At 66.0% G+C, this 25,198-nt stretch carries 26 protein-coding genes, 1 tRNA gene and 1 pseudogene; 13 read left to right on the top strand and 15 right to left on the bottom strand.

Annotation, left to right across the window (positions count from 1 at the left end; all coding sequences use genetic code 11):
* Nucleotides 1-7 precede the first annotated feature (7 nt).
* Nucleotides 8-886, top strand: a complete 879-nt coding sequence (locus ACOGXQ_RS10070) for an undecaprenyl-diphosphate phosphatase (RefSeq protein ID WP_419947254.1) — start codon at nucleotides 8-10, stop codon at nucleotides 884-886.
* On the opposite strand, the gene ACOGXQ_RS10065 is transcribed toward ACOGXQ_RS10070, so the two are convergent.
* From ACOGXQ_RS10065 to ACOGXQ_RS10055, 3 genes are all read right to left on the bottom strand, one after another.
* Complete coding sequence (locus ACOGXQ_RS10065) at nucleotides 870-1,487, bottom strand: hypothetical protein (protein ID WP_419947253.1); 618 nt, start codon at nucleotides 1,485-1,487, stop codon at nucleotides 870-872. The genes ACOGXQ_RS10070 and ACOGXQ_RS10065 overlap by 17 nt on opposite strands.
* Before the next feature lie 67 nt (nucleotides 1,488-1,554).
* Nucleotides 1,555-1,920, bottom strand: a complete 366-nt coding sequence (locus ACOGXQ_RS10060; protein WP_419947252.1) for an FmdB family zinc ribbon protein — start codon at nucleotides 1,918-1,920, stop codon at nucleotides 1,555-1,557.
* A complete protein-coding gene (locus ACOGXQ_RS10055; protein WP_419947251.1) occupies nucleotides 1,853-2,650 on the bottom strand; it encodes a transposase in 798 nt (265 codons plus the stop codon). Before ACOGXQ_RS10055 ends, ACOGXQ_RS10060 begins: the two co-directional genes overlap by 68 nt.
* 91 nt (nucleotides 2,651-2,741) lie before the next feature.
* Between ACOGXQ_RS10055 and ACOGXQ_RS10050 the strand changes: the two genes are divergently transcribed.
* From ACOGXQ_RS10050 to ACOGXQ_RS10035, 4 genes and pseudogenes are all read left to right on the top strand, one after another.
* Nucleotides 2,742-3,110: a hypothetical protein gene (locus tag ACOGXQ_RS10050; RefSeq protein WP_419945098.1), complete on the top strand. Its 369-nt coding sequence runs from the start codon at nucleotides 2,742-2,744 to the stop codon at nucleotides 3,108-3,110.
* A gap of 193 nt (nucleotides 3,111-3,303) precedes the next feature.
* Nucleotides 3,304-3,375, top strand: a tRNA-Thr gene (locus ACOGXQ_RS10045).
* Nucleotides 3,376-3,747: 372 nt separating this feature from the next.
* Nucleotides 3,748-4,023, top strand: coding sequence for a hypothetical protein (locus ACOGXQ_RS10040; protein ID WP_419947250.1), 276 nt, complete (start codon nucleotides 3,748-3,750; stop codon nucleotides 4,021-4,023).
* A pseudogene (locus ACOGXQ_RS10035) lies at nucleotides 3,950-4,126 on the top strand (hypothetical protein); the annotation flags it as partial. The gene ACOGXQ_RS10040 and the pseudogene ACOGXQ_RS10035, both read left to right, overlap by 74 nt.
* A gap of 204 nt (nucleotides 4,127-4,330) precedes the next feature.
* Here ACOGXQ_RS10035 and ACOGXQ_RS10030 read toward each other — a convergent pair.
* The 5 genes from ACOGXQ_RS10030 to ACOGXQ_RS10010 all read right to left on the bottom strand — a co-directional run bounded on the left by ACOGXQ_RS10030 (nucleotide 4,331) and on the right by ACOGXQ_RS10010 (nucleotide 6,825).
* Nucleotides 4,331-4,840 (bottom strand): hypothetical protein, encoded by a 510-nt coding sequence (locus tag ACOGXQ_RS10030; protein ID WP_419947249.1) that lies wholly within the window; start codon nucleotides 4,838-4,840, stop codon nucleotides 4,331-4,333.
* Nucleotides 4,837-5,331, bottom strand: coding sequence for a hypothetical protein (locus ACOGXQ_RS10025; RefSeq protein WP_419947248.1), 495 nt, complete (start codon nucleotides 5,329-5,331; stop codon nucleotides 4,837-4,839). The genes ACOGXQ_RS10030 and ACOGXQ_RS10025 overlap by 4 nt, the downstream gene beginning before the upstream one ends.
* Nucleotides 5,332-5,357: 26 nt before the next feature.
* Nucleotides 5,358-5,957, bottom strand: a complete 600-nt coding sequence (locus ACOGXQ_RS10020; protein ID WP_419947247.1) for a hypothetical protein — start codon at nucleotides 5,955-5,957, stop codon at nucleotides 5,358-5,360.
* A 221-nt stretch (nucleotides 5,958-6,178) separates the two neighbouring features.
* A complete protein-coding gene (locus ACOGXQ_RS10015; RefSeq protein ID WP_419947246.1) occupies nucleotides 6,179-6,592 on the bottom strand; it encodes a type II toxin-antitoxin system VapC family toxin in 414 nt (137 codons plus the stop codon).
* Entirely contained in the window at nucleotides 6,589-6,825 is a 237-nt protein-coding gene (locus ACOGXQ_RS10010) for a FitA-like ribbon-helix-helix domain-containing protein (RefSeq protein WP_419947245.1), read from the bottom strand. The genes ACOGXQ_RS10015 and ACOGXQ_RS10010 overlap by 4 nt, the downstream gene beginning before the upstream one ends.
* Before the next feature lie 486 nt (nucleotides 6,826-7,311).
* Here ACOGXQ_RS10010 and ACOGXQ_RS10005 point away from each other — a divergent pair, with 486 nt between their 5' ends.
* On the top strand, nucleotides 7,312-8,331 hold the full coding sequence (locus tag ACOGXQ_RS10005) for an alpha/beta fold hydrolase (protein WP_419947244.1): 1,020 nt from the start codon (nucleotides 7,312-7,314) through the stop codon (nucleotides 8,329-8,331).
* A gap of 144 nt (nucleotides 8,332-8,475) precedes the next feature.
* Here the strand turns inward: ACOGXQ_RS10005 and ACOGXQ_RS10000 are convergent, their stop codons facing one another.
* From ACOGXQ_RS10000 to ACOGXQ_RS09980, 5 genes are all read right to left on the bottom strand, one after another.
* Nucleotides 8,476-9,924, bottom strand: a complete 1,449-nt coding sequence (locus ACOGXQ_RS10000) for an MFS transporter (protein WP_419947243.1) — start codon at nucleotides 9,922-9,924, stop codon at nucleotides 8,476-8,478.
* A gap of 256 nt (nucleotides 9,925-10,180) precedes the next feature.
* Nucleotides 10,181-11,005, bottom strand: coding sequence for an SDR family NAD(P)-dependent oxidoreductase (locus ACOGXQ_RS09995; RefSeq protein WP_419947242.1), 825 nt, complete (start codon nucleotides 11,003-11,005; stop codon nucleotides 10,181-10,183).
* A gap of 59 nt (nucleotides 11,006-11,064) precedes the next feature.
* Nucleotides 11,065-12,156, bottom strand: a complete 1,092-nt coding sequence (locus tag ACOGXQ_RS09990) for a Zn-dependent alcohol dehydrogenase (protein ID WP_419947241.1) — start codon at nucleotides 12,154-12,156, stop codon at nucleotides 11,065-11,067.
* A 91-nt stretch (nucleotides 12,157-12,247) separates the two neighbouring features.
* Nucleotides 12,248-13,576: an MFS transporter gene (locus ACOGXQ_RS09985; RefSeq protein WP_419947240.1), complete on the bottom strand. Its 1,329-nt coding sequence runs from the start codon at nucleotides 13,574-13,576 to the stop codon at nucleotides 12,248-12,250.
* Nucleotides 13,573-15,783: a molybdopterin-dependent oxidoreductase gene (locus tag ACOGXQ_RS09980; protein ID WP_419947239.1), complete on the bottom strand. Its 2,211-nt coding sequence runs from the start codon at nucleotides 15,781-15,783 to the stop codon at nucleotides 13,573-13,575. The genes ACOGXQ_RS09985 and ACOGXQ_RS09980 overlap by 4 nt, the downstream gene beginning before the upstream one ends.
* A gap of 121 nt (nucleotides 15,784-15,904) precedes the next feature.
* On the opposite strand from ACOGXQ_RS09980, the gene ACOGXQ_RS09975 reads away from it, so the two are divergent.
* A complete protein-coding gene (locus ACOGXQ_RS09975; protein ID WP_419947238.1) occupies nucleotides 15,905-16,714 on the top strand; it encodes a DUF429 domain-containing protein in 810 nt (269 codons plus the stop codon).
* A 129-nt stretch (nucleotides 16,715-16,843) separates the two neighbouring features.
* Here the strand turns inward: ACOGXQ_RS09975 and ACOGXQ_RS09970 are convergent, their stop codons facing one another.
* Together ACOGXQ_RS09970 and ACOGXQ_RS09965 are read right to left on the bottom strand one after the other, a co-directional pair.
* Nucleotides 16,844-18,427 carry a hypothetical protein gene (locus tag ACOGXQ_RS09970; RefSeq protein WP_419947237.1) on the bottom strand — a complete coding sequence of 528 codons (1,584 nt, stop codon included), beginning with the start codon at nucleotides 18,425-18,427 and terminating at the stop codon, nucleotides 16,844-16,846.
* Between the two features lie 433 nt (nucleotides 18,428-18,860).
* On the bottom strand, nucleotides 18,861-19,526 hold the full coding sequence (locus ACOGXQ_RS09965; protein WP_419947236.1) for a hypothetical protein: 666 nt from the start codon (nucleotides 19,524-19,526) through the stop codon (nucleotides 18,861-18,863).
* A gap of 1,007 nt (nucleotides 19,527-20,533) precedes the next feature.
* Between ACOGXQ_RS09965 and ACOGXQ_RS09960 the strand changes: the two genes are divergently transcribed.
* The 6 genes from ACOGXQ_RS09960 (at nucleotide 20,534) to ACOGXQ_RS09935 (ending at nucleotide 25,198) form a co-directional block, all read left to right on the top strand.
* Nucleotides 20,534-21,724: an ATP-binding protein gene (locus ACOGXQ_RS09960; RefSeq protein ID WP_419947235.1), complete on the top strand. Its 1,191-nt coding sequence runs from the start codon at nucleotides 20,534-20,536 to the stop codon at nucleotides 21,722-21,724.
* 109 nt (nucleotides 21,725-21,833) lie between these two features.
* The gene (locus ACOGXQ_RS09955; protein ID WP_419947371.1) at nucleotides 21,834-22,970 is read left to right on the top strand and encodes a carboxylate-amine ligase; all 1,137 of its coding nucleotides are present in this window, start codon (nucleotides 21,834-21,836) and stop codon (nucleotides 22,968-22,970) included.
* 101 nt (nucleotides 22,971-23,071) lie between these two features.
* Entirely contained in the window at nucleotides 23,072-23,572 is a 501-nt protein-coding gene (locus ACOGXQ_RS09950) for a DUF2269 family protein (protein ID WP_419947234.1), read from the top strand.
* 51 nt (nucleotides 23,573-23,623) lie between these two features.
* Nucleotides 23,624-24,679, top strand: coding sequence for an isocitrate/isopropylmalate dehydrogenase family protein (locus tag ACOGXQ_RS09945; protein ID WP_419947233.1), 1,056 nt, complete (start codon nucleotides 23,624-23,626; stop codon nucleotides 24,677-24,679).
* A 34-nt stretch (nucleotides 24,680-24,713) separates the two neighbouring features.
* Nucleotides 24,714-24,986 (top strand): type II toxin-antitoxin system HicB family antitoxin, encoded by a 273-nt coding sequence (locus ACOGXQ_RS09940; protein WP_419947232.1) that lies wholly within the window; start codon nucleotides 24,714-24,716, stop codon nucleotides 24,984-24,986.
* Nucleotides 24,983-25,198, top strand: coding sequence for a type II toxin-antitoxin system HicA family toxin (locus ACOGXQ_RS09935; RefSeq protein ID WP_419947231.1), 216 nt, complete (start codon nucleotides 24,983-24,985; stop codon nucleotides 25,196-25,198). Before ACOGXQ_RS09940 ends, ACOGXQ_RS09935 begins: the two co-directional genes overlap by 4 nt.

Below are 25,198 nucleotides of genomic sequence, written 5' to 3'. Positions count from 1 at the left end.
TGCTGCGTTGGGTGATCTTGCCGCGGCCGGAGACATCGCCGTCGCGATCATGCTCGGCCTGCTGCAAGGGCTGACCGAGTTCTTCCCGGTGTCCTCCAGCGCTCACCTCGAGCTGGTGCCTTGGCTGAGCGGTTGGGATCTCTTCGACGGCGACAGCGAGATGGAGAACTCCTTCGATGTAGCACTGCATGTGGGCACGCTCGCGGGGGCAGCGCTGTACTTGCGCGCCGACATCGCCCACTATGCGGTGGCGCTATGGCGCGGCATCCGGGGTCGCCCCATCCCCCACACCATGGTGGCGGTGAGCCTCGCGGTCTCGGCAGTCCCTGCGGCGCTGGTCGGATTGGCACTCGAAGACGTCGTACTCGACTTGGCGGAAGAGCCACTGCTGATTGCCGCGCTGCTGGCGGGTTTTGGCTGGTTGCTGTGGTGGTCCGACGTGTCTGCCGCGCGGCACAAGACTCAGCGTGACCACTCCACCTACGGTCTGCGGGACGCTGCCGCCATGGGCTTGGCGCAGTCGATGGCGCTGCTGCCGGGTGTGAGTCGCTCGGGTGTGTCCATCACAGCGGGGCGATGGCTCGGCTTCGATCGCGCAGCGGCGGCGCGGCTGGCGTTTCTCATGAGCCTGCCGGTCATCGCGGGGGCGGGCCTGTATCGCGGGGTCACGCTGGCGCAGGCCGCGCCGAGCGCAGCCCAGGTGCAGTTGATCGTCATCGGCGCCGCGGCGGCAGTCGTGTCGTCGTGGCTGGGCGTCGCGGCGATGGTGTGGCTGTTGAACCGAGCGGGCCGGCGTACGGGGCGGTCGGTGTTCGCACCGTTCTTCGGCTACCGCGTCGCGCTGGCGGCTGCGGTCGCCGTGGTCGCTCTCACTGGGCTGCGCTGAGGACGACGGGAACGATCACCCCGGTGGCGCTCGCCCGTGCGACTGACTCCAAGTCGGCAGGGTCAATCTCGACGAACCAACGGTCCGCCGCCGACGCGAGGACATGGGCCCGGACGCGCTCTGCCCCGACGCTGGTGTCGGCCGGCTGGAACGGATCGATGTCAGCGAACAGCAGCAGCTCGACTGCGGTGCCGGGCCGCACCTCGGGGGCGTGGGGGCTGACGCCGATACCGACGCCGCGACGCCCCCCACTGACGCCGGACGTGGGGTCAACGTCCAGCTCGGTCAGCAGGCCGCCGCGGGGCACGGTTCGGGTCACTTTGCCCACGTCGAGAGTGCTCGTGAGCGCTCCGGCGGGGACGAGATGGGCGGGGACTTCGACCAGGTCGACGTTGCCGTCCACCGAAGTCCCGATGGCCAGCGGGGAACTTGCCGCCAGCACCCGCACCGGTGTGCCCCACGCTGTCGCGGCCGATCGCGCCCGACCCTGTGTGCCTGCCACGAGCACGAGGGCGACGAGCGCGACGGCGCCCACGGCGGTCCAGTGCACGAGATTGGGCCGGCGGTGCCAGAGTTCGCCGAGTTGTGACAGGAATGCCATGGAAGCCTCCGTCGCGAAGCCATCGCAGCGGCTGCACCGCTGCGGGCTTGTTTCGATGCGGCGGGCGTCAGCCTGACGCCGAGGCGGCCCCGACGGAAGAGCTTTCCTTGCCTCCCGACGGGGTCGAATCCTTGGTTCCTGAATCGTTGCTTGAGCTTGAGGTGCTGGATGAACCCGATGAGCCGTCGCCAGAAGTCTTCGACTTCGGTCGGCTCTCGGTCCTGCTGTCGTTCCGGTAGAACCCGCTGCCCTTGAAGCTGATCCCGACGTTGGAGAACACCTTGCGGACTTCGCCGCCGCACTCGGGCGCCGAACCGTTGAGCGCTGTGTCGTCGACGGGCAGCGGGCACACGGTGATCGGATCATCACCGAAGCTCTGGTAGCGCTCGAAGGTCTGTCTGCAGTCGGTGCAGCGATACTCGTAGATCGGCATGAGGTCTCCCTGGCGGCTTCCAGCCAGACGTCCGATCCCGCTGCCGTCCCCGAGGGCCGACAGGCTTCGGACCGTCGGGAAGTGTAGCCAGTAGGTGGGCAAGCTCTATCGGTGGTTGCGAGTGAGTTGAGTGTAGATGTCGGCGGCTGATTGTCAGTTGTGGAGTCGGCGGGGCATCGTGTTGAGGCTGTCCTCGATGATCGACAGTCGCAGGGGGTTGAGGTCCAGGGGTGTTCCTTTGGGCAGCCCCCATCCCAACAAAAGACGAAGGGTCTCCTTCCCAGCGGCCCGGCTCGGACCGGTCCGCCGCGGCGGCGGGCCGCTCGCCCAGCGGGCTGGCCTTGTCGCCGCGGCGGCTGCGCCGCCTGCGGCAGCGCTGCTGGCGCGGCAGGCACTTCCACGCGTCGTCGCCGAGGCAGCGGCCGCTGCACACCGCCCGATAGATCGCCTCCGCGCACACCGACGCGCCCACAGCGGCCAGATCGGCGCTGATCGCGTGCGGCGACCAGCACAGACCCAGCCTGTCGTTCACCTCGCCGGCCAGCGCCGGGCCCGCTTCGAGCTTGGCGGCCTTGGGACGCAACGCCCGCAGCCGGGCCTCGGCCTGCGCTGCCTCAGCGTCATAGACACCCTCGACCCCGCCGCAGCGGCCCAGCTCGCGATAAATCGTCGACGGATGCCTGCCGAGCCTTTCGGCAATGTCATCAGCGCTCACCCCCGCCGATCTCATCGCATCAACACGAACGCGCTCCAACGCGCACACCCTCGCTGCCATACTGAACACCTCCACTGGTGATTGCTGTATTGCAAGACCGGCCATCATGACCGAACACTCGCAACCACCAGTGGAGTTCGCCAACACACTCAACGAGATCAAGAACAACCAACTCCGTACACGCGCACTCATGCCCATCACTGAGAACAACCCTGACTTCTCGCGCATGCACGGATACCGCCAAGACAGCGAATCGCTCAACAGCGATTTCGAACGGCGGCTGATTGCGGGGCGCGCCAACGCCGTCACCCGCGAACGATTCCAACTCGAACTCACCGGCTATCAGCAGTCCTGCTGCATCAGAGCGCTCGCCTGCTACATGATCGAGAACAAGACCAGCAAGCTCCGCGAGTGGTTCGGCGAGCACGAACTCCCCGACTACGTCATCAAGTCCAGACTAAGAGCCGGTCTCTGACGAGGAAAGTACCTCCCCGGACCAGCCCGAGTCCTACAGCGCCAGCGTGCCCGCTGAGGTTGAATCCGTGACGCCACAGCGCGACACGTCCCCCACACCGCATCGGTAGCCTCCACGCGGTGCCGAATCCGACGCAAACAGCCGCCTCAGATCACTGAAGCGGAGAAACGCGCCACGTTTCGCGCCACCCCCGGCCCGAGTAGCTCAGTGGCAGAGCGGCTCTCTCGTAAAGAGCAGGTCGTGGGTTCAATCCCCACCTCGGGCTCGCCGGCGATGCGGGCTGACTCGACTTCGAGGCATTTGGGCGACGAGCGTCCGAGAGGCGTGGATGGGCAGTTCAGCGTAAGCCGTTGATCGGCGGGGCAACTTTGGAGACGCCGCTTGCCGTTGTCACTCATCTTGCCCACCCGATGTGTCCTCCAGGACACATTCCAACCACTGCCCTGATTGTTCATGAATATGGTGGCTGAGGCTGTTGGGTTCCGCGGAAAGGCCTCTCTGACCTGCGGTGATGCGTGTGTTGTGTGCACGCTTCGGCGAGTTCGAGGGCATCTCCGAGGTGAGACTCAGCAGTGTCGCAAGTGCGTGTCTGGCAGGCGGCGGGCAGCGGGTGGCGTAGGGCGCGGGGCTGTTCGCTTTGGGCGGCTTCGGGTTCGGTCCGGTGGTGTGCTCGACATCGGACGGGGAGCCGCTGCGGCTGGAGCTGCGGTCGGGCAACGACGACGCCGATCGCGTCGGGGGCCGTCTCGATGCGCTCGAGCGACTTCATGTACTGGAACCGCTGAGGGCGTGGCCCACCCACCTGCGCTCTCGGTCACCGCTGCTGTCGAGCCCACGCCATCACTTCACTGATCCGTCGTTGGCGGTCGCTGCGCTCCGAGCCCAGCCCGAGCGCCTGCCTGGCCGACACTGAGGCGCTCGGCCCGCTCTTCGAGTCGCTCGTCATCCGCGATCTGCGCATCTACGCGCAGGCCGCCGGGGCTGAGGTGTTCGCATTCAAAAATGCAGCCAGCAGCGAAGTCGATGAGATTGTTGATGCCGGCGACGGTCGCTGGCTCGCAGCCGAGGTCAAGCTGGGCGGCAACGAGCAAATCGAACAGGCAGCCCGCTCATTGCTACCTGCCCGCAGCAAGATCGACGAATCCAAGATGGGCCGGGCCGCGAAGCTCGTCGTGGTCACCGCCGCGGACGGCTATTCGTACGAACGCCCCGACGGAGTCTCAGTGGTTCCGCAGTCGCAGCGGAATCCACATGTGATCGTCGCCGGGGTTCCAGTCGTAGTCGACACCACCTTGCCTGCTGACTGCGTTGATCATCTCGCTGTGGCCACTCCAGATTCTCAGCCACAGAAGAGTGGTCTCTGCGACCGAGGTCGTATCGGACCGTGCCCAACGGCTGTAGTTGACGCATAGTCCAAGATCACCGGTGAGCTTCGTGCCATCCTCTGCGCAGAACGCGAAGTACTTCAGATATCCGTCGTATTGAGGCGCTGCCTTCAGGTCCTGCACACTCATACGGCAGCAGTTGACACCCCGGTTGATCACGCTCCAGACGATTCGATTGAGAAACAAGATCCGCTGAGGAATCGCGGCGTCGAAGTCCTCAGCTTGCAGAGGAGCGAATGACAATTCGTCTTGTGCGTCCGTCGAGGCCTGCAGATGGAGAACGTTGTCGGCCATCGTCTGGTCTGCGGACTTCAGTCGATCGAGCAACAGGCGCCAAGTGGTCAACGCGACACGCTTGCCGCTGTCGGCAATGTCGGCAACTTGCGTCTGACCGACGTGGCGAACCTCACTGAGTTCCATTCCTTGTGCGGCCTCGAACTGCCCACTGATCTTTTTCCAGAGCGTCTCGCGGCGGATCTCTCGGGCGCCACAAACAGCAGCACCGCGGGGCCATCGTCAGCCAAGTGCTTGACATAGCCACTCGCTTGGCCGCTGAGCAGAGGCGCCCAGAACTTCGACTCGATGATCAGCCGCTTCGAGCCGGCGCTGTCCCACGCGACCAGATCCAGCCGTTCTTTGCCCGTGGGCGACACCTGGGTGGTGGCCCTCGTCAGCGACGCAAGCCTGCAGTCGCCTTGACTCACAAGATCGACCAAAGCCGCTCGGCACGCTTCGGACCGGTTCAGGATGAAGGCGAGCGCATCGGTCGCCGCATCCTCGACGCCACATGTCAGCTTCGGCAACAGATGACCCAGCAATGAGCGGTCCTCTGCCATGGCGATGCCTCGACTCGGTCGGTGGACTACGTCGCCGGGACGTTGGAGTCCTTGGCGACGGATTTGCCATCGTGGTTCTCGATGGCATCGAGCACTTCGCTGTGTCGGAGCCCTTCCCGCTTGCGGGTGCGACTTCCACGACGAACAAGCCGATACGGCACCAGCAGGAGTCCGAACAACAAGTACCAGCAGAGTACGAACAACCACACGACCGCTATCAGGAGAACCGCGAGAAAGCCGAGGAGCAAGCTAATGGGCAATGGTCCGACGCGTGCCAAGCGCCAGATCCTTGCTGCTGATCCGATGAAGCTCATCGGTGCCTGAACGACGATCCTTTCGGATTCGAGACGATGGTCGGGCACTTGCGTCCTTCCGGCCTGACAGCCGCTGCGTTCGAAGCCGGCCCGGACTCTACTGACGGCAAGGGAGCTTCGGCAGGGCTGACAGGTTGGCGCCGACCAGCTCTCGCGCATGGTGACCGCCTCGCAGTCCTCGATGGCGCGTGCGGCCCGGCGGCCGAGCTGGTTGATGTAGCGGGCCTCGCGGTCGTTGGCTGCCGCCGTCGGCCCTTCCTTGCGGTCTGCGCCAGCGCAGAACGACTTCCCCCTCCCGCCGAGCACCGCCACCCGGTATGGGTCTGCCCATCGAGCGCTAAAAAAAGGTCGCCCACCTCACGGATCATCAGCTGGTTGTGGGCGTTGCGCGACTCCGGCCGGTTCAGCCATACCCGCAGCGTCTCGCCGTCAGGCTCCAGCTCGATCGTCTCCAACGAAGGCAGCTCAAACGACAACAAGCTCATGCCGCCCATCCTTGCCGATTCCGCACTACGCCGTCTGCGTTCGAATCCTCACTCGGCTTGCTCAGGTCGCGGCGGAACCCAGAACTCGCATCGCGTCCCGCTGGCGTTCGCCATCTTGCGATCGAGTGTGACCAGCGGCCAACCAAGCGATTCAGCGAGCGCGACGTACCACGCGTCGTAAGCAGTGAGATTGAAGCGGAGCTCCCAGATGCGATCAGCAAATGGGGTGAACGGATAGAGCTCGAAGTCAAATCGAGCAAGTTCACGGTGTGATGCCGTGGCCTCGAGTCTCGAACACTGGCTCGACAGCTCCAAACGGCGCAGGATGTTTGACGTCTCTGCTGGCAGCAGCTGGGGCGCGGCCATCGGTTCTCGCGCGAGTTGTGCCAGTGCCCACTGGCCGTCGTCGCCACTGTCGATGAGCGCAGCTACCAGTGTCGACGCATCGATGACGAAGCTCACTTCCGGTCTGCGTCACGTGCGGAGAGGATCTCGCGCGCTGACACATGGGTGCCCGCGGCATCCTTGCGCCGTCGTATCTCCTCCAGCAAGGTCGCCACCGACGGTGTCGTAGCTAGACGCTCCAGTTCTCCCCGCAAGTATTCCTGCATCGACTGGCGCCGCTCAGCAGCTTTCGCAGCGAGTTCGTCGCGCACATCGTCCGGCACGTTTCGGATGGTGATCTGCACAGCCATGCCAGCATTTTGCCATTATCGCCAGCGTTTCGCCAGCAAACTCACTGCCGACCACCCGCGTGCCCTAACTGCCGCTGCGGGCAGGGGAGGTGGGGTAGTCGTCGCGGCGGCCGGCGTCGCCGGGCTGGATCACGAAGTCTCGCCTGTCGCGGTACAGAGGCGCCCGATTGATGACACGGAAGCAACCTGTACGCCGTGCCCCGCATCGAGATGCTCACGCTCGCCAACCACGCTGAGGTCCAAAACGGTTTGATGTACCTCAGCGGCGCAGAATGGGACACACTGACACGCGACATCCCCCAAGGCGCTGACGCACCCCCACAGCACCTTGGAGTCGGCGTATCCGTATGCGGTTTGTGCACAGGTCGGCAGCGACGCCCCCCGCAAGTACCCATTTCGCGTCGTTGATCGGCTGGCGCAGACTCAGCCCAGCTGAGCATTGACCGCCGAGCGCGCTGGCGGAGCGAGCGGGCCAGAATGTCGGCCATGAGTGAGAGCAGTGGCACGACAACACCTGACCTGTCCGGCGTGAAGCATCACGACGTGGATGCGCTGGGCACCCGGATCCACGTGGCCGAGCTAGGCGAGGGGCCGCTGGTGCTGTTCGTCCACGGCTTTCCCGAGTCGTGGTACTCGTGGCGGCACCAGCTCCCCGCGGTCGCTGCAGCCGGCTACCGGGCAGTGGCGATTGACGTGCGCGGCTACGGACGCTCCGTTGCACCCGCTGCAGTCGACGACTACCGCATGGTGCGCCATGTTGCCGACAACGTCGGCGTGGTGCGAGCCCTCGGCGAGGACACTGCCGTCATTGTCGGCCACGACTGGGGCGCGCCCATCGCCTGGAACTCGGCACTGCTGCGGCCCAGCATCTTCACGGCGCTGGCGCTGGTCAGCGTTCCGTACAACGCTCGCAGCGACTTCAAACCCAGTGCCGCTTTCCGCATGATGGGCGGCGACAAGGAGTTCTACATCGAGTACTTCCAAGAGCCGGGGCGTGCCGAGGCCGAGATGGAAGTCGACCTTCCCCACTGGCTGCTGGGCATGTACTACGCAGCCTCGGGCGACGGTGTGCAGGCTCGCCGAGCATCGGGCGACTCGTCTGGCGGAGGCTTCGGCGTGGCTTCCGGCGGCAAGCTCTCGGACAACTTCGTCTGGCCCGAAGAGGGCACCTGGCCCCACTGGATGTCCGAGGCCGACTTCGGCGTGTACGTCGATGAGTTCACCCGCACGGGCATGTCAGGCGGGCTGAACCGCTACCGCAACGTCGACCGCGACTGGGAGGACATGGCTGCATTCGACGGTGCGCCCATCACCCAGCCGAGCCTGTTCGTCGGCGGCGAAGTCGACGGCCCGACAGTCTGGGGAGCAGGCTCCATTGCCAAGTTTCCCGAGACCATGCCCAACCTGACGAAGTCGGTGATTTTCGACGGCATCGGCCACTGGGTACAGCAAGAGGCCGCCGACGAATTCAACGCCGAGCTACTCGACTTCCTCGCCGCCCTCTAGTGGTGCGTCGCTGAAATGGCTGGGGCTGAAGCAAGCCCATTCTTGCAGGTCAGCGAGCTGCATGATGCCCGGAGGAAAACTGCGACACACCACTAGCGCGTCGCCACACTGCCCTTCAGGCGGTCGATAGGCCTCGCCCCGCAGCTAGCCGGCGCGGGTGGCGCGGCGGGTGGCGAACAGCGGCGCCATGAATCCGAATGCCGCCACCACCCCACCGAAGAGGAACGTCGCCTGCAGGCGGCCGATCGATGGGCTGTCTCCTGCGAACGCCAGCATCGACTGGATGCCGGTGATGATGCCGATCCACATGACGGTCTGGTTCATGCCGTTCGCGACGCCCAGATCCTTGTCGTCCACCGAGCTCGCGACCAGCACTTGATACGCCGGCGAGCCGAAGCCCGCGGAGACACCAGAGAGCACCAAGCCCACCATGACCAGCGCGAGCCCCCAACCCGCTGGGTCGGCACCGATGGCAAACGCCGCCATCGAACCGATCATCGCGGAGGTGCCGAACAGCATCGGCACCCGGGCGCCGATCTTGGTCACGAGCGTGCCGCCGAACGGTGACGCCAAGGCGAACGCGCCGGGCCGGGGAACCATCAGCAGCGCAGCCACGCCGACGGAGTACCCGTACCCGTCCTGCAGCAAGAACGTCGGCACGATGATGAACGCACCCATGTAGGCGAACTGGTTGCACGCTGCTGACACGAGCGGGAGCGTGAAGCTGGGGCGCCGGAACAGTCGCAGGTCCAGCAACGGCGATGCGGCACGGCGCTCCCAACCCACGAACAGCACGAAGCATGCCACCGCGCCGCCGACCATCAGCATCAGCGTCTGGTCGCTGAGCAGCGACATGCCAGACCGGGTCAGCGTGGGGATCCGGGTGATCGCCCACAGGACCAGCAGCGTGCCTCCGCCCAGCAGCAGGGCGCCGAGAACGTCGATGGAGACTCGGGCGCCTCGCGGGATCGGCTTCACGATGAACACAGCCATCACGGTGCCCAGCAGCCCGATGAGGCCGAAGAGCAGGAAGATGCCGCGCCAGCCGAAGACGTTGAGCATCGGTCCGCCGGCAACGACACCGATCGTGGGCGCACCGGTCATGGCGAATTGGAACCAGCCCACGGCTCGGGCGCGCTCGGCCGGACCGAAGGCATGCATCAGCAGCGCCATCCCCGACGGCATCAGCATCCCGCCGCACAACCCGAACACGACTCGCACAGCGATGAACGTGCCGATGTCGAGCACCCAGTAGTTGACGATCATCATGGCCGTCATGCCGACCATGCCGATCATGAACATCCGGCGATGGCCGTAGATGTCGCCGAGCTTGCCGCCCGCAGGTGTCGACACGGCCATGGCCAGCATCAGGCCGGTCATCACCCAGCCAGCCGTCGGGACGCTCGTGTCCAAGTCTTCCGCGATGGTCCCCAGCGCCGCGCTGACCAGCGTCATCAGCGAACCGAAGCCGAGAACGGCGAAGCCGATGACAACGAGCAAGGCCCACCGGTAGCGAGTCCCCTGCGGCGGCCCGACATCTGCTGTCGACGGCGCAGCGGGGGGCAGCGGCGGGCGCGGGGCGAGGTGTGCCACCGATGCGGCGAGTGGCCGGCCGGCCGTATCGAGAACCTGCGGGACGACCGTGAAGACCGACGGCCGCCTAACAGTCAGCCGCGCTTGCACGCGCACGCTTCGTCCTGCGGGCTTCATGTGCTCAGGACCGACGGGGCGGCGCTTCGGGCGAGCGGTCCGCTCGTGGCGTCGCGGTCGGAGTCACGGACTCAGTAAACGCCCTCTTGCTCCGTTTGCCTCAGCGTCGCCACACCCGGCGGCGGCGTGCAATAGCCGCTCAGCGTGTGAGGTGGCCATCCTCAAGCATGGCGTCAGCCTGATAGCGGGCGATCTTGCCCATCTCGGGATGCGTCAGCACCCAGAATCGATCAGTGCGGACGGCGTCGAGCACCATCGGCCCCACCTCGGCAGGGTCCATGCCTTCGGCCAAATAGCCCTTGAGCATGTCCCAGAACTTGTCGCCCTGGTCTGTGCGCACATGGTGCGCGGCATCTTCGGGGTCACGATTGCGCTGGCTGTACACGATGTTGGTGTTGATGGGCCCCGGGCACAGCACCGAGGCATGCACCGGCGAGTTCCGCAGCCGCAGATCTCGCTCCAGCGTGGCCATGAGCGCCACCACGCCGTGCTTGGACACGTTGTAGGCACCGAGCGAGGCGCCCCCGTACAACCCGGCCACCGAAGCAGTCGAGTTGATGTGGCCCTCGCCGGTCGCCTCGATGATCGGCAGGAACACGTGGCAGCCGTAGATCGGCCCCCACAGGTTGATGTCGAGCGTCCAGCGCCAGTCCTCGAGCGACATGTCCCCCACGGGACCGGGAATCCCGACGCCCGCGTTGTTGCAGAGCACGTGCACCGCGCCGAACCGATCGACCGCCGCCTCAGCCAACGCTTCGATATCGGCCAGCTTCGACACATCAGTGCGCACAGCGATGGCTTCCGCGCCGGTCGCCTCCACCTCGGATGCCGCATCACCCAGCGGTGCCTCTTCGATGTCGGCCAGCACCACCTTCATGCCGGCCGCAGCGAACGTGTCTGCCATGGCACGGCCCATGCCGCTCGCTGCGCCTGTCACCACGGCGACTCTGCCCTCGACCTCCATGGACCCTCACTTGCTGGTTGTTGGTTCTGTGCGGCCCGAGCGCCTGAGACGCGGACCGGTCAGTCGAAGTCGATGACGGTGCGAGTGCCGACGCGCTGACGCATCTGCTCGTAGCCGACGTTGATGTCCTCCAGCGGCATGTGCGCCGAGATCATCTCGTCGAGCATCAGGCGGCCGTCGAGATACATATCGACGTAGCGGGGCATGTCCACCCGGAAGGCGTTCGAGCCCATCATCGAGCCCTGCAGGCGCTTTTCGAGCATGAACACCTCGTAGCCCGTGATCTCGATCTTCTCACCGAACGGCATCATGCCCACGATGACCGTGGTGCCGCCGGGCCGCGACGACGACCATGCCTGCTCGCACGTCTGCTTCAGCCCGATGCACTCGAAGGCGTAGTCCACGCCGGCGCCGGTCAGTTCCTTGATGGCCTCGACCGGATCGCCGTCAGAAGCGTTGACCGTGTCGGTGGCGCCCACCTGACGGGCCGTTTCCAGCTTGGAGTCCTCGACATCCACCGAGATGACCCGGCCGGCCCCGGCGATGCGTGCGCCTTGTACCGCGGAGAGGCCGATCCCGCCGGCGCCGTAGACGGCCACCGTGGCACCGGGTTCAATACGGGCCGTCTTGAACACCGCGCCGAGTCCGGTGGTGACGCCGCAGCCGATGAGCGCCGCACGGTCGAGCGGCATGTCGTCGCGGATCTTCACGACAGCGTTCTGGTGGATCAGCATCTCCTCGGCGAATCCGCCGAGACGGGCGAACTGGCCCACCTCGGTGCCGTCGGGCTTGGCCAGCCGTGGTGCTGCACCGTCTGGCCGAGCGACGGCAGCTGGATTGGCGCAGATGTTCGGGCGACCGGTCAGGCAGCGCTCGCAGTGGCCGCAGAAGACCGACAGACAGCTGATGACGTGGTCGCCGGGCTTCACGTAGGCCACGTTGTCGCCGACCGCTTCGACCACGCCGGCACTCTCGTGACCCATGACGGCGGGGAGTTGGTACGGCCAGTGGGCATCCATGAAATGCAGGTCGCTGTGACACAGGCCCGCGTGCACCACCCGCAAGAGGACCTCGTCGGGAGCGGGCGCATCGACCGAGATGTCCTCGATGTCGAGTTCGCCCGGAATCTCGTTGAGCACTGCAGCTTTCATCGTCAATTCCCTCCCGCCGGCCCCCGGCACTTGACCTCGCCGCAGCGTAGCGAACCCGCCACAGGCCGCTCAGCCCGCTGCCGGCGCCAGCTCAGCAGCCGCTCCTATCGGTGAGCCTTCTCGTTGTCGCACCAGTTGCAGCCCGCTCTTGTTCGCTTCGCTCACGGGCCGCTCGGGCCACGGCTTCGCCTGACGGCTCTGCCTCCTGGCGAGTCGGATTCCCGCGCCGCAACACTTCGGGTCGGCAGACGAGCCAGAGTGTGAGCGCTACAAGTCCCAGCGAGGCCATGGCGATGACTGCCGTGCGCGGCCCGAGCACCTGGGCAACCTCGCCGAGCAGGTACGTGCCGATCGGCAGTGCCCCGATGGCCATCGAGAGCAGGCCCATGGCCCGCCCGCGCATCTGCTCGGGCACCACCGTGAGCACCAGCGTCGACTGGGTGGCGGCGAACAGGCCGCTGCCGCAACTGGCGAGATAGAGCGTCAGGACGGCGAACGGCACATTGGGCGACAGCGCCCACACGATGAGCATGCCCATGGTGATGAACACGCCGCCGACGTAGAGGATCCCCCAACGGCGGGCGCTGGCCACCGAGGTGATGAACGAGCTGGTGACCATGCCGAAGCCCGTCATCGATCCGATCAGCCCGATCTGCGACGCGGTCGCGTCGACTTCCTTGCCGATGAGCTGCACCGCAGGGAAGTAGGCGAACATGAAGAAGTTGGCCATCACGGTGACGCCCAGGATGCTGAGCAGCCCGCGATTGGACCGCGCCAGTCGCAGACCCGCCCGCAGCTCGGCACCCACCGACGAGCGTGACCCCTCGGCCGTTGCCCGGGGCGCCTGCGGTACCCGCATGAGCAGCACCATGGCAACGCACAGCACTCCGCCGATGCCCAAGAACGCGGTCCCGACACCCGCTCGGCCGGTGATGACGCCTCCGAGCAGCTGGCCCGCCGCCAAGCCCGACGCCAGCGCCATCGTCTCCCACGCCATAGCCCCGCCGATCCGCTGCGTTCCGACGATGTCGAGCAGCAGCGCTCGGCGGCTCGTCATGTCGACCACCCAGCCGATGCCTGCGAACAGCAGGAACGGGTACAGCAGCCACAGGCTGAGCTGCCCGGCCCGCTCGGCCAGCCCGACGACGGCAACAAACGGGATCAGCAGCGCGGTCTGCCAGCGCACCGTCCGGCGCCGATCGAGGCGGTCAGAGATCACTCCGCCCACGGCGCCGCCGAGCAGCAGCGGCGCCCACATCACGGTGCCCGTGAGCTGCACCAGCCTCGGCGAATCGGTGGTGACGTTGACGTGGTAGCCGGCCAGAAACGCGATGGCCCAGCGACTCCAGTGCCAGCACAGTCCGCTCAGCCAGAGCGGCAGGAATCCCTTGGCCGAGAAAGGACTGCGACGGTCGGTCAAGCGGGAACGCCAGATACCGGTGCCACAGTCACCGGGACGCCGTTGACGGCGGCGTTGCCCGACGGGACGTCCACGAACTCGGGCGGGACGAGCACGTTGTAGTTGACCCCGGCGTACCGACTCGCCACCGATTGGCGGGTGCCGGGCTTGTCGTGCCCCCAGCCATGCGGCAACGACACGACTCCCGGGTACATCTGGTCGCTGACCTCCACTGCCACTTCGACGCTGCCGCTGGACGACGAGACGCTGGCCAGCTCACCGTCGGCCACGCCCGCTTCGGCTGCGTCGTCAGGGTGAATGAGCAGCGTGCAGCGATCCTTGCCTCGCACCAGCACCTCCACGTTGTGCATCCAGGAGTTGTTGGAGCGCACGTGGCGCCGGCTGATGAGCACCAGCGAGGAGTCCGCACGGGCGAGGCGCTCGGTGAGGCGCTCGACATCGGAGGTGATGCGCTCAGGCGCGAGGTCGATCTTCCCATCGGGGTTCACCACGATGTCGTTGACCTGCGGCACCATCGGACCCATGTCCAGCCCGTCCGGCAGCTCCTTCAGCTTGTCGAGATTCAGGCCGTCGGGATCCTCGCCGTAGCGGTCACCCCACGGGCCGGTGCGGATGGCCAGGTCGTTCAACCGCTCGGGGCCGGGCTCGGGCGACGCGTCCAGCGCCACCGCAGGATCCACGCCGGCCAACTCAGCAAGTGCAGAAAAGTACAGGTCGTCGAACTCGGCGACGTTCACCTCGCCCAGGCCTGCGCACATGGCACCGAGCCGGGTGAGGATCTCCCACTCGTCGGGTCGACCCTGTTCGGGCTCGAACAGCGGCGGCGCGTACTTCGCCGCCGAGCGCTTGGCCCAGCCCCACAGCATCTCGGAGTAGAAGTGCTGCTCCAGCGCTGCCAGCCCCGGCAGGATGACATGGGCGTGGCGGGACGTCTCATTGAGTGCGTTGTCCACCGAGATCATCGCCTCCAGCAGCGGCAACGCGTTGTCGAGGCGTTCGGAGTTGGGGGCTGACAGCACGGGGTTGCCGCCCACCACGATCAGTGCTTTGAGCTGACCCTCTCCCGGCGTGTCGATCTCCTCGGCAAGACAGCCCATCGGGAACTGCCCCAGCACCTCGGGAATGTCGCGGACCCTGCTCCGCCAGCGGTCAAACCCGCCCTCGAAGCCCCAGTCCTGCTGCAGCATCGACCACGCCACAGGCTTGGCCCACATCATCCCGCCGACCGTGTCCAGGTTGCCGGTGAGCGCGCAGATCACGTCAGGCAGCCATGACGCCAGCGTGCCGAACTCCTGGTTGCAGGTGCCGATGCGGGCGTACCACGCTGCCCGATCCGCAGCGGCGAATTCGCGGGCCAGCGTCCGGATCGTCTCGGCGCCAGCACCGCAGGCCTCGGCCACCCGCTCGGGCGGAAACTCAGCAGCAATCGCCCGGACCTTGTCCACTCCCTTCAGCCGATCCGCCAGGTGCCCCAGCCGCACGAGGCCCCCGTCGAACAGCACGTTCACCACCGCGAGCTGCAGCAGCGCATCGGTGCCGGGCCGTACCGGCAGCCACTGGTCAGCGTGGGCGCACGTTTCGCTGCGGCGAGGGTCGATCACCACCACCTTGCCTCGTTCGCGCACGCCGTCCAGAGAACCCGAAACGTCGGGGCAGCCCATGAAGCTGCCTTGGCTGGCGCCGGGGTTGGCGCCCTGCACGACCATGAAGTCGGTGCGGTCGATGTCGGGCACCGGGATGCGCCACGAGTGCCCGTACATCAGCTGGCAGCACACGTTCTTGGACCACGTGTCGACGGTGCCCGACGAATACACCGTGGGTATTCCGGCGAGCTGCAGGAACATGCCCGCATAACGGCTGATCGAGTAGTTGAAGCCGGTGGCGTTGCCGAGATACGCAGTGATCGCCTCGACGCCGTACTTGTCGCGGACATCTCCGAGAAGCTCGGCGCAGCGCTCGAACGCGTCATCCCAGCTGGCCTCGACGAACTCGCCGGACGCATCGCGGATCAGCGGCCTGCGCACCCGATCAGGATCGGCATACATGTGACCGAGCACGGTGCCCTTGGGGCAGATGTACCCCTTGGACCAGACATCGTTGCGGTTCGGCCTGATCAGCTTCACTTCGCCGTCGGCATGATGCACCTCGAGTCCGCACATCGCTTCGCACAATGAGCAGCTTCGGATATGGATCTGGCGATCTGTCATGCGAGTCCTTCTTGCAACGTGCGGTGAAGTGTCAGAGATTACGGCGGTTGTCGGTGCGCGGGCCTGCTTTGGCCGTCGAATGCGAGGCTGCCAGTGACCCCGAGACGCAAGATGGACCGCGATGATCTCCAGCCGCAGTAAAGCCGACACGAGGCGCGTGGCAGGCGTAGACGGCGCGGCCGGCGGGTGGGTGATGGCGGTGACCGGTGCGCGGGACGGCACACCGGTGGAATTCTCCCTGTTCGAGTCGTTCATTGAACTCTGGACAGAGGCCCGCCGGCTCGGTCTGGCGGCGGTGGGCATCGACATGCCGATCGGATTGCCGTCCAGTGCCAAACGCCAAGCCGACATAGACGCGCGCGGGCTGCTTGGCCCTCGCCGCTCGTCTCTGTTCTGGTCGCCGCCCATTGCTGCATTGGACGCAGCCGAGTATGACCAGGCCAATCGCGCATCCCGCGAACACCTCGGCATGGGGCTTGCCAAGCAGGCCTACAACCTCTTGCCGAAGATCCGCGAGGTTCGTTCCGCTCTGCAGCCGTCCGACTTTGGCTCTGATGCGACACCGCTGGCGGCCGAGGTGCACCCCGAACTCAGCTTCGCGGTCATGGCTGGATCAGCTAGTCAAGCCGAGGTTCATCACCGAGATGGGCAGTCGATGCCGTTCGCAGCACCTCTCCAGCATCCGAAGCGATTCCAAGCCGGCATCGCGGAACGGCTCGCACTGCTCGCAGCGCGCTTCGAAGAAGTCCTCGCATCGGCGCTGACGCCGCTGGTGGGCCCGCCGCATGCTGCGCTCGACGACGTTCTTGACGCCGCGGCCGCCGCGTGGACTGCCCGCCGCATCGCCGCCGGCCGGGCAGCACACCTCGGGACCGACGACGGCAAGATTGACGTCGACAGTGCCGGCTACCCGCTCACGATCATCGTTTGAGCAGTCGCACCGGCTGTGGACTGAACCAGACTGTCCACCGGTTCGACTTCAGCTTGCTCGCAGGACCGGTATCAGTCTCGAATCCCGGCCCGGCCTCTGCTTGCCTTGGCCCACAACGTCACATCGGCATCACGCGTCTTCGAGCTTCCGCAGGGGGGACAGCCGAACAGACTCGAGCGGCGAACGCTCGGTTGGCTGCTGCTCACCCTTTGAGAATTGGCGTTCCCCGATGGTTGGTGCCCAGTGGCCGCGCCCACGTCCCTGGCTTGCTGCACGCCATCGGTCAGGCGGCGTTAGCTGGTTCGTCGTGGAATGTGCTGGCAGGTGCGGTTGACCTTCGGCCCGGCGGGTTTGGCTGTTGGGCGGTGCCCGGCGGGGTTTGCCGTCGGGCGGTGTTTCGATGGGCCACAGGTGTTGGTGGTGGTCGTGGTGGCAGGGTTCGCAGAGGTCGGCGAGGTTCGCGATGTCGGTGTTGCCGCCGTTCTCGTAGTAGTCGATGTGGTGGGCGTGGCAGTGCTCGGTGTGGGTGGCACATGCGATGCAGCCCCCGTCGCGGACGGCCAGGACGATCCGCTGAGCTTCCGATGCGCTGCGGACCCGGCCCAAGGCGAGCTGGCTCCAGTCGCTGTTGAACATGGCCGGCAGGATCTTGGCGTCGGCAGCGAGCTCGGCGAGCTGGGCGGCGGAGATGGGGGTGCCGTCGTCGAGGCGGGGATTGGCAAGCTGCCCGGTGACGAGGTCGTAGTCGGCGGCGATCACCAGATTGGCGACCGGTCGCTGGCGGCCCAGCACGAGGTCGCACAAGGCATCCGCGTTGCGCTGGGGGAAGCTGTCTTGGGCTGACTCGTCGCGTTGGCGCACCGCGCGCTCAGCCGCGGCCAGCAGCACGTTGAGCTGGCGGCCGGCGAGGAAGTCCAGATCGGCACGCAGGTGCCACATGCCGTCGTCGCCCAGCCGCAGCGAACAGCGCCGCTGGTGGCGCTGCAACGCGAGCTCCGCGTCAGCAGGCTCGACCGGTCCGCCGGCTGCCGCGGCTTCGGCCTCAGCAGCGAGGTCGGCATAGACCTGCCGGCTCTCGTTGGCCAGGGTGTGACGGGCGACCACATCGGAGGGATAGGCCCGGCACAGCCCCAAGAAGCTCTCCTCGCTGCGGCGATGAACCTTGGGCGCCTCCCGGGCGATCACCTTGGCATGGGACAACTGGATCTCACCCGCCGCCAGCGCATCAAGCGTGTCGCCGAACTCGTTGGAAGCCAGCGACTCGGCCAGCCTTGCTTCGCTGCGTGCCTGCGCGCAGTTCATGCGCGTGTACTCACGAAGCTGCCACGCAGCCGACTGCGCCCCATGGCGCGACACCAGCTCGCCCACCGCGGCCACACACCGCGCCTCAGCACGGGAACGCTCGGCCACCAGCTCGACGACACGATCCAACAGATCACTGTCGGTCAGCGACTCCAGCCCCATCTCGGCAACGCTGCGAGCATCGACGAACGGACCCCGCAGCGCACCCGCCTCAGCAGCCCCGACGCTGGCTGCTTCACGGTTCAGCTCGGCCCAATACGCCGAGTCATGTTCCGGCGATTCAGCATGCTCGGATCCCTCGGCCGGACTCACCTGAGGAACGGCATGGTGCGCAAAGTCACGAGCCGCGTTCGCATCATTAGACGAGATGTCTTCGCCCGGCAATTGCTCGAAGCTTCGCTCGATGAACATGACAATAGCATACACACGTATGCTCACAAACACAACCACTCGAGCGATGACTTCCGGAACATATTCAATGCGCGATTCCTGCCCGATTTCGGGACTTTCACACGACAAAGAAGCTACTGGACCATCTCGTCCGTTTGGCCAAACTGAATTCTGCTCCCATGGTATTGCCGCCGCCGCTGCAAACGCATAGGCGGCTGTCCGACTGGTGCGCCGCCTTAAGCAGTGCGTCTGGTGCAATTGTAAATTGTGCGGGTAGCCCGGGATGGTCTGTGCACTCGGTTATGGCCACAGCAAGCTATGCGAGGTGGCGGGGTTAGGCCTCAACACTTGCTTTTGTAGCCCATATGGCTACAGCCTGCCCGCCCTCAGCTGATACGACAGAGAGCGGGCAGGCCTGAGAGCGCCGTTTTCACCGGAGCGTGACGGCTACAGTTCATGGCTGGTAGTAATCGGGATGGTCATGTCTGTAACACACAAAGCCAGTGTATTCACCTATTGTGACAAATGCTTCAGATAGCCCCCAACCTCCAGAGCAAGCCTGGCGGTTCATGGACTGCCCGGTCTCCGATATACCTTTGCCTTTGCATGTGCCGCTGTCGTTATCGAATTCACAGCCTAACAAGGCTGACTGCATCTGGATTACTGTCAGGGTGTCCTCGGCATTCTCGCATCTTGTATACCCACCCCTGCTTTCATCAAACCAGCCGCACTCCTTACTGAAGGCGTAAGCCTCCGCCTCCAGTGCAACCCATGCTTCATCCGGAACAACTGGGTCCGGGATTGCTTCGGTCTCCTGAGTCTCACCTTCCGGTTCGCCGCCTTCAGGTCCCTTTTCAGGATCATTCTCGGTTGAGGGTTCTGGTTCTTGGGCTTGGGCTTCGCCTTCGGTGCCGGTTTCCCGACCGACCTCCGGCACCTGAGAATCAACTCCGCCACCGTTGGTCTCCCTTTCGGAATCTTCGACGGCTGCTTCTTCGGGTTCATCCTCGGTTGAGAGCTCTGATTCCTCGGCACCGTCTCCGGTGCCGGCTTCCTGACCGACCTCCGGCGCCCGAGGCTCAACGCCGCCGCCGTCCTCGGGCTCTTCGACGGACTCCACCTCTGCTTCCTCAGGTTCGGGAGCGGTAGATGCAGGACTCGTCACGCTTGGGGGTTCGCTCGTCGCAACTGGCTCGACAGATGTCGTCGCTACCGGCTCGGCCGGCTGAGTCAGGGAGGTCTCGGGGGGTTGGGCGCCTTGCGACGAAGCGGCAACGCTGTCGCCGCTGCTGTCTCGGCCCATCAACGCCACCCCAAGGGCCACACCCCCGGCGACGACAGCCAACGACACCACCGTCGCCAGCACCACCCTGGCCGTCGACCAGCCGGCTTGACCCACAGCGCCACGCCTGCGGCGTCGCTCCCCCCGGTCACGTCGGGCCACCCGATTCACCACCTTCATCGCGAGGCCGTGCCTTCGCAGCAGGGCCGATCTCGGCTGCATCCTTGAAAGGGAGACCCTAGTTGAAAGGGAGACCCTAGTGGTGGGGAGTCACACATGGCCGGGTTCTCTGCCGGGCTGCGCCGTCGACGGGCGGAGTCGCCTCGATGTGGACGGCACCAATACCGCCTTCGTGGCCCGCCGATCGGACGAAGACCCTGAACGTTTGAGGTCCCAAGAGCGGACTTGCCAACCCGGTCGTTCACCCCGGGGCGCACCGCTTTGGCGCCGCAAGTGTCACCGGCAGGGCGATACTCGCGGCCATGACACCTGGTTTCGGCGGCTCACTGGTGGCGGCCAGCTTCAACTCCGGCTGGTACCAAGCGGTGCCGGTCGTTCATCTAGTGAGCGGTGAGCTGGTCGCCGAGCGGCCTTCGCCTCATAGGACGTCATCACCTGAATGAAGCGCTCGCAATCGTGCCTCCGATTGAGACAGCGAGCATTCTCAGCCCGACAACCGGCACCCTCACTGCCGGGTTCCCGAGCACTCGGGAGATTGAATGATCTTATGCTTCCGTTAGATAACTTACATAACCTAAGATAAGCTCTGTTGAAACCTACGAAAAACTGGTCACCTGCAAGATGCCAGTGCGCTGCGCCGGTATCGCCGAGGAGAACGCAATTCAGTGGACCGCTTGCTGAATCCTTTTCGTCCTGGTGCGGGCACGGCACCAGCAGCGCTGGTCGGCCGAGACGTCTTGGTGGATGAATTCGGCGTCGCGCTGCGTCGGGCGATTGCCCGACAACCGGGAAAGAGCTGCATGCCGCTCGGGCTGCGAGGTGTCGGCAAGACAGTACTGCTCAACCGATTCCTGCAGATTGCCGCAGACGAAGGCGTGCGCACTGCTTTTGTCGAAGCGACAGACTCGGGCAGCTTCGCCAGCCAGATAGCGATACGGCTCCGTCGAGTGCTGCTTGGGCTGGCGACTACTCCTGTTCGGCGTGCTGTGACGCGAGCGCTCGGCGCGTTGCGGGCATTTGCGCTCCAGCTGCCCGATGGCACGAGCATCTCTGTCGGTGTGGACGCAATGCCAGGACTCGCTGACTCCGGACTGCTCGATGAGGATCTCGCCGACTTGCTGGTCACCACCGGCGAAGCGGCTGCGGAGTGCGGGACAGGGATTGTGCTGGCCATCGACGAGGCCCAGTATCTCGATGCCCAAGAGATGGGCGCGGTCATCGGTGCCATACATCGGACATCGCAGCTTGATCTGCCCGTGCTGCTCGTGGCGGCCGGGTTGCCGCAGCTGCGAGGCCTTGCCGGGAACGCGCGCACCTATACCGAGCGGCTCTTCACCTTTCCCGAGATCGATGTGCTCGGCGCCGACGATGCACGCGCCGCGCTGACGATCCCCGCGCAGGATCACGGAGTGGAGTTCACGCCGGAAGCTGCCGAAGCGATCGTGGAGCTCTCACGCGGCTACCCCTACTTCGTTCAGGAGTGGGGATTTCATGCGTGGAATGCGGCACCGGCAAGCCCGATCACGCTCGACGACGTGCGGGCAACCACGCCGACCGTGATCGAGACGCTCGACCGCGACTTCTTTCGCGTGCGCTTCGACCGCCTGACGCCGAAGGAGCGGCTGTATCTGCGCGCCATGGCAGACCTCGGTCCCGGGCCGCACCGATCAGGTGATGTCGCCGCAGCTCTCGGCGTGCTCGTCACCTCGGTGGCGCCTCGCAGATCGGGACTCATCGCCAAGGGGATGCTGTACAGCCCCGCCCACGGGGACACCGCCTTCACCGTCCCGCTGTTCGACGAGTTCCTCAAGCGAGCCGTACCAGACGGCACGCCGAACTGGCCTCGTTCCAAGTAGTCAGCAGACGGCAAGCTGGGAGAACTCCACTGGTGGTTGCGACTGGCTCGGCAGGTGCCGTGGGTGGTTTTCGGCGCAGATCGCTCGATCTGCCATCATCGAGCCAGTGCTGATCGAGCCGAGCTGGACGATGGGTGTGGAGGAGGAATACCTCCTTGTCGACCGCGAGAGCGGTGAGCTGGTCGTCGAGCAGCCTCCCGGGCTGATCGAGCGGGTGGCCGAGCTGCGTCACGGGCAGGTCAGCCCTGAGTTCTTCAGCGCGCAGATCGAGATCGGCACCGGCATCTGTGACGATTTCCGCCGCCTTCGAGCTGACATCGGGCTGCTGCGCCTGGCCGTGACGGAGGCCGCAGCCGAGCACGGACTGGCACCGATCGCCGCTTCTACCCACCCCAGCGCTCGCGCAGAAGAAGCGCACATCACCGACAAGGAGCGCTACCGGGCGCTCGCGGCAGATCTCCAGGGGGTGTCACGCCGGCTCATCATTTCCGGGCTGCATGTCCACGTCGGCATCGAAGATCCCGAACTGCGCATCGACCTGATGGGCCAGGTGACTGCCTTCCTGCCGTACCTGCTGGCGCTGTCCACCTCGTCGCCGTTCTGGCGCGGCACCGACACTGGCCTCAAGAGTTACCGATCGGCGGTCTTCGCCACGCTGCCCCGCACGGGCCTGCCGGAGCGATTCAGCTCGTGGGCCGAATACGAGCGGCACATCGACGTGCTGGTGCGCGCGGGCGTCATCGAGGACGCCTCAAAGGTCTGGTGGGACATCCGGCCCTCGCACTCCTACCCGACCTTGGAGATGCGGGTCACCGACCTGCCGACCCGGATGGAGGACACCGTCGCCGTGGCCGCTGCGTACGCGTGCCTGCTGCGCATGCTGTGGCGCCTGCGCACCCAGCATCTGAGCTGGCGCGAGCACAGCAACTTCCTGGTCGGCCAGAACAAGTGGCTGGCCGAGCGGCACGGCATCGAGGGCGAACTGATCGACTTCGAGAGCGGCGAACTGGAGCCGGTCCCCCACGCCGTCGAGCGAATCGTGGACATGGTGCGACCAGACGCCGAGGCCCTGGACTGCGTCGCCGAAGTTGAGCACCTGAAGACGATCTGCCGGCGAGGCACCTCCGCCGACCGGCAGCTCTCTGCCTGCCGCGATGCAATCGATGCCGGCGCCGACGACGCCGAAGCGCTGCACGCCGTGCTGCAGACGCTCATCGACGACACCCTGGCCCCGCCCGCGGCTTGAGTCCCGCGCTGACGCTCCAGAGCAACCGAGCTTCACCCGGCCTCGCGTCTCCCCGCGCCGCTGCGGTCGCTTTCGCCCCAAACGGGGCGATACTCGCGGGCATGACTGTCGGCGGATCGCTCGTAGGCGCAAGCTTCAACTCCGGCTGGTACCAGGCAGTGCTGGTCGTTCACTTGGCCGGCGCCGTGGTGGGTTTCGGTGGGAACGCGCTCGGCACGGTGATGCTGCGACGGGCCTGGGCCGAGGGTCCCGACGGTGCGGGCGCTGTGCGGCGCTCGTACGAGTTCGCCTCGAACCGGCTCACCGACATCGCGGCGTATCTCGCAGGCATCGCCGGGCTGGTGGCCGTGCTGATCGACGACCGGTGGGACCTGCGGCAGGACTGGGTGACGGCGGCGTTCATCCTCTACTTCGCCTGGGCAGGAATCGCGCACGGCGCGATCCGGCCGACCAGCGCCAAGCTGGCCGAGGCTCTGGAAGCTGGTGACGAACGAGCCGACGATGCCCGGCGCTTGCGTCGGCGGGCCGAGCTGTGGGCGATGGCAAGCAACCTCGTGATCGTGGCCGCCATCGCCGTCATGGTCACCAAGCCAAGCCTGTAGATCGGCCTCGTCGCCCGTCGCCGGCGTGCGGATGCCGCCTAACGTCGGCCTGTGACTGAACAGCGGCGGCAGCGGGTGTGCGTGATTCCTGGCGATGACGCTGCGCCCGAAGCAATGGCGGCCTCGCTGCGCGTGCTGGATGCGTTGGATCTGCCCATCGACTGGGACCATGTGCCGGTGGGCGACGATCTGGCGGCGCTCACGCCAGACGAGCGAGAGTCGCTGGTCGGTGGGCACATCGACGCTGCCGACACGGTGCTCTTCGGCTCGTCGAACGGCACGACGCCGGGGGCGGGCTTCATGCGCTGGGGCAAGCGCACCTACGCCAACGTGCGACCGGTCCACTGGCGCCCCGGATACGCCTCGCCGCTGGCCCGACCCGAGGGGATCGACTACGTGATCGTGCGCGAGAACCTCGAGGACATGTACGTGGGGGTGATGGGCCCTGCGCGCCAGCTGCTCGACGCCGGGTTGGCCGAGGGCCGCTCACGCATCCCGCCCGATGCAGCCAACGGCCGATTCGCCGCCAAGATCATCACCCGGCCGGGCACCGAGCGTGTGACCCGGTTCGCCTGCGAACTGGCGCTGCGGCGTGGCGGCAAGCTGACCGTCTCGGCCAAAACCAACATGCTCCCGGCTACCGACCGCTGGTTCTGCGACATCGCCCGCGAGGTCGCCCAGGAGTATCCCGGCGTCGTCTACGAGCAGTTCATCATCGACGACATGGCCCACCGGCTGGTGGTGCGGCCCCACGAGCTGGACGTGCTGCTGCTGCCGAACCTGTACGGCGACATCCTGTCCGACCAAGGCGCCGGCACGATCGGCGGCATGGGTCTGGCGTCGTCGGGCTGCTACGGCGACGACTGGGCGTACTTCGAATCGGCCCACGGCACCGCCCCCGACATTGCCGGCCAAGGCATCATCAACCCGACGGCCACGCTGGAATCAGCCGAGATGATGCTGCGATATCTCGGGATGGACGCTCCGGCGGATCACCTCGACCGCGCCCTGGCGCAGGTGTACGAGGCGGGCGAGCATCTGACACCAGATCAGGGCGGACACGCCAGCACAGACGGCTTCGCCACGGCCGTCATCGACAATCTGTAGCAGCGAAACTGCTGCCCGGAATTACACTTGGAACATGGTGAGCCACCGGCCAGAACTGCCGCTCGAGAGCTGGCTCGACGCCACCCTCGCCGGTGCCACATTCGAGGAAGTCTTCGACGACGACGGCACGCTCGCCGGCTGGTGGGCCGAGAACCCGAACTGCCCAGGCGCATCCGCTTCCGGTGCCACTCACGACGAGGCCCGACAGAAGCTCCGCGACGTTCTCGCCGGCTGGGTCAAACTCGGACAGGAACTGGGTCATCCCATCCCATCGATCCGTGAGGGCGAGATCGCCACGCCTGCATGACGAGTCGGCTCCCCCCAGCCACCCGTCGCGACCTCATCCGCTTCCTCAGTGAGCGAGGCTGGAACGGCCCCCGACCCGGTGGCAACCACGACTTCATGGTTAAGGGAACCCATCGGCAAGTGATCCCAGGCGACCGGGAGATCCCCGCCCCGTTCTTGCTGCGGATCCTGAGGCAAGCCGGGTACACACGCCAGGACTGGCTTGATCGCTAG

This window comes from Candidatus Poriferisodalis sp. (assembly GCF_965208485.1).
Lineage (GTDB): Bacteria > Actinomycetota > Acidimicrobiia > Acidimicrobiales > Poriferisodalaceae > Poriferisodalis.
Note: the sequence above shows the minus strand (reverse complement) of the source record. Positions and strands in the feature narration are given on the sequence as shown.

Coding starts and splice junctions, on each gene's coding strand:
- ACOGXQ_RS09970 (WP_419947237.1), bottom strand. CDS start 18,427: ATGTTCATCGAGCGAAGCTTCGAGCAATTGCCGGGCGAAGACATCTCG.
- ACOGXQ_RS10010 (WP_419947245.1), bottom strand. CDS start 6,825: ATGGCTGTGCAGATCACCATCCGAAACGTGCCGGACGATGTGCGCGAC.
- ACOGXQ_RS09975 (WP_419947238.1), top strand. CDS start 15,905: ATGATCTCCAGCCGCAGTAAAGCCGACACGAGGCGCGTGGCAGGCGTA.
- ACOGXQ_RS09990 (WP_419947241.1), bottom strand. CDS start 12,156: ATGAAAGCTGCAGTGCTCAACGAGATTCCGGGCGAACTCGACATCGAG.
- ACOGXQ_RS09950 (WP_419947234.1), top strand. CDS start 23,072: ATGACTGTCGGCGGATCGCTCGTAGGCGCAAGCTTCAACTCCGGCTGG.
- ACOGXQ_RS10005 (WP_419947244.1), top strand. CDS start 7,312: ATGAGTGAGAGCAGTGGCACGACAACACCTGACCTGTCCGGCGTGAAG.
- ACOGXQ_RS09940 (WP_419947232.1), top strand. CDS start 24,714: ATGGTGAGCCACCGGCCAGAACTGCCGCTCGAGAGCTGGCTCGACGCC.
- ACOGXQ_RS10055 (WP_419947251.1), bottom strand. CDS start 2,650: ATGAGATCGGCGGGGGTGAGCGCTGATGACATTGCCGAAAGGCTCGGC.
- ACOGXQ_RS10060 (WP_419947252.1), bottom strand. CDS start 1,920: ATGCCGATCTACGAGTATCGCTGCACCGACTGCAGACAGACCTTCGAG.
- ACOGXQ_RS09995 (WP_419947242.1), bottom strand. CDS start 11,005: ATGGAGGTCGAGGGCAGAGTCGCCGTGGTGACAGGCGCAGCGAGCGGC.
- ACOGXQ_RS10065 (WP_419947253.1), bottom strand. CDS start 1,487: ATGGCATTCCTGTCACAACTCGGCGAACTCTGGCACCGCCGGCCCAAT.
- ACOGXQ_RS10050 (WP_419945098.1), top strand. CDS start 2,742: ATGACCGAACACTCGCAACCACCAGTGGAGTTCGCCAACACACTCAAC.
- ACOGXQ_RS10025 (WP_419947248.1), bottom strand. CDS start 5,331: ATGGCAGAGGACCGCTCATTGCTGGGTCATCTGTTGCCGAAGCTGACA.
- ACOGXQ_RS09935 (WP_419947231.1), top strand. CDS start 24,983: ATGACGAGTCGGCTCCCCCCAGCCACCCGTCGCGACCTCATCCGCTTC.
- ACOGXQ_RS09980 (WP_419947239.1), bottom strand. CDS start 15,783: ATGACAGATCGCCAGATCCATATCCGAAGCTGCTCATTGTGCGAAGCG.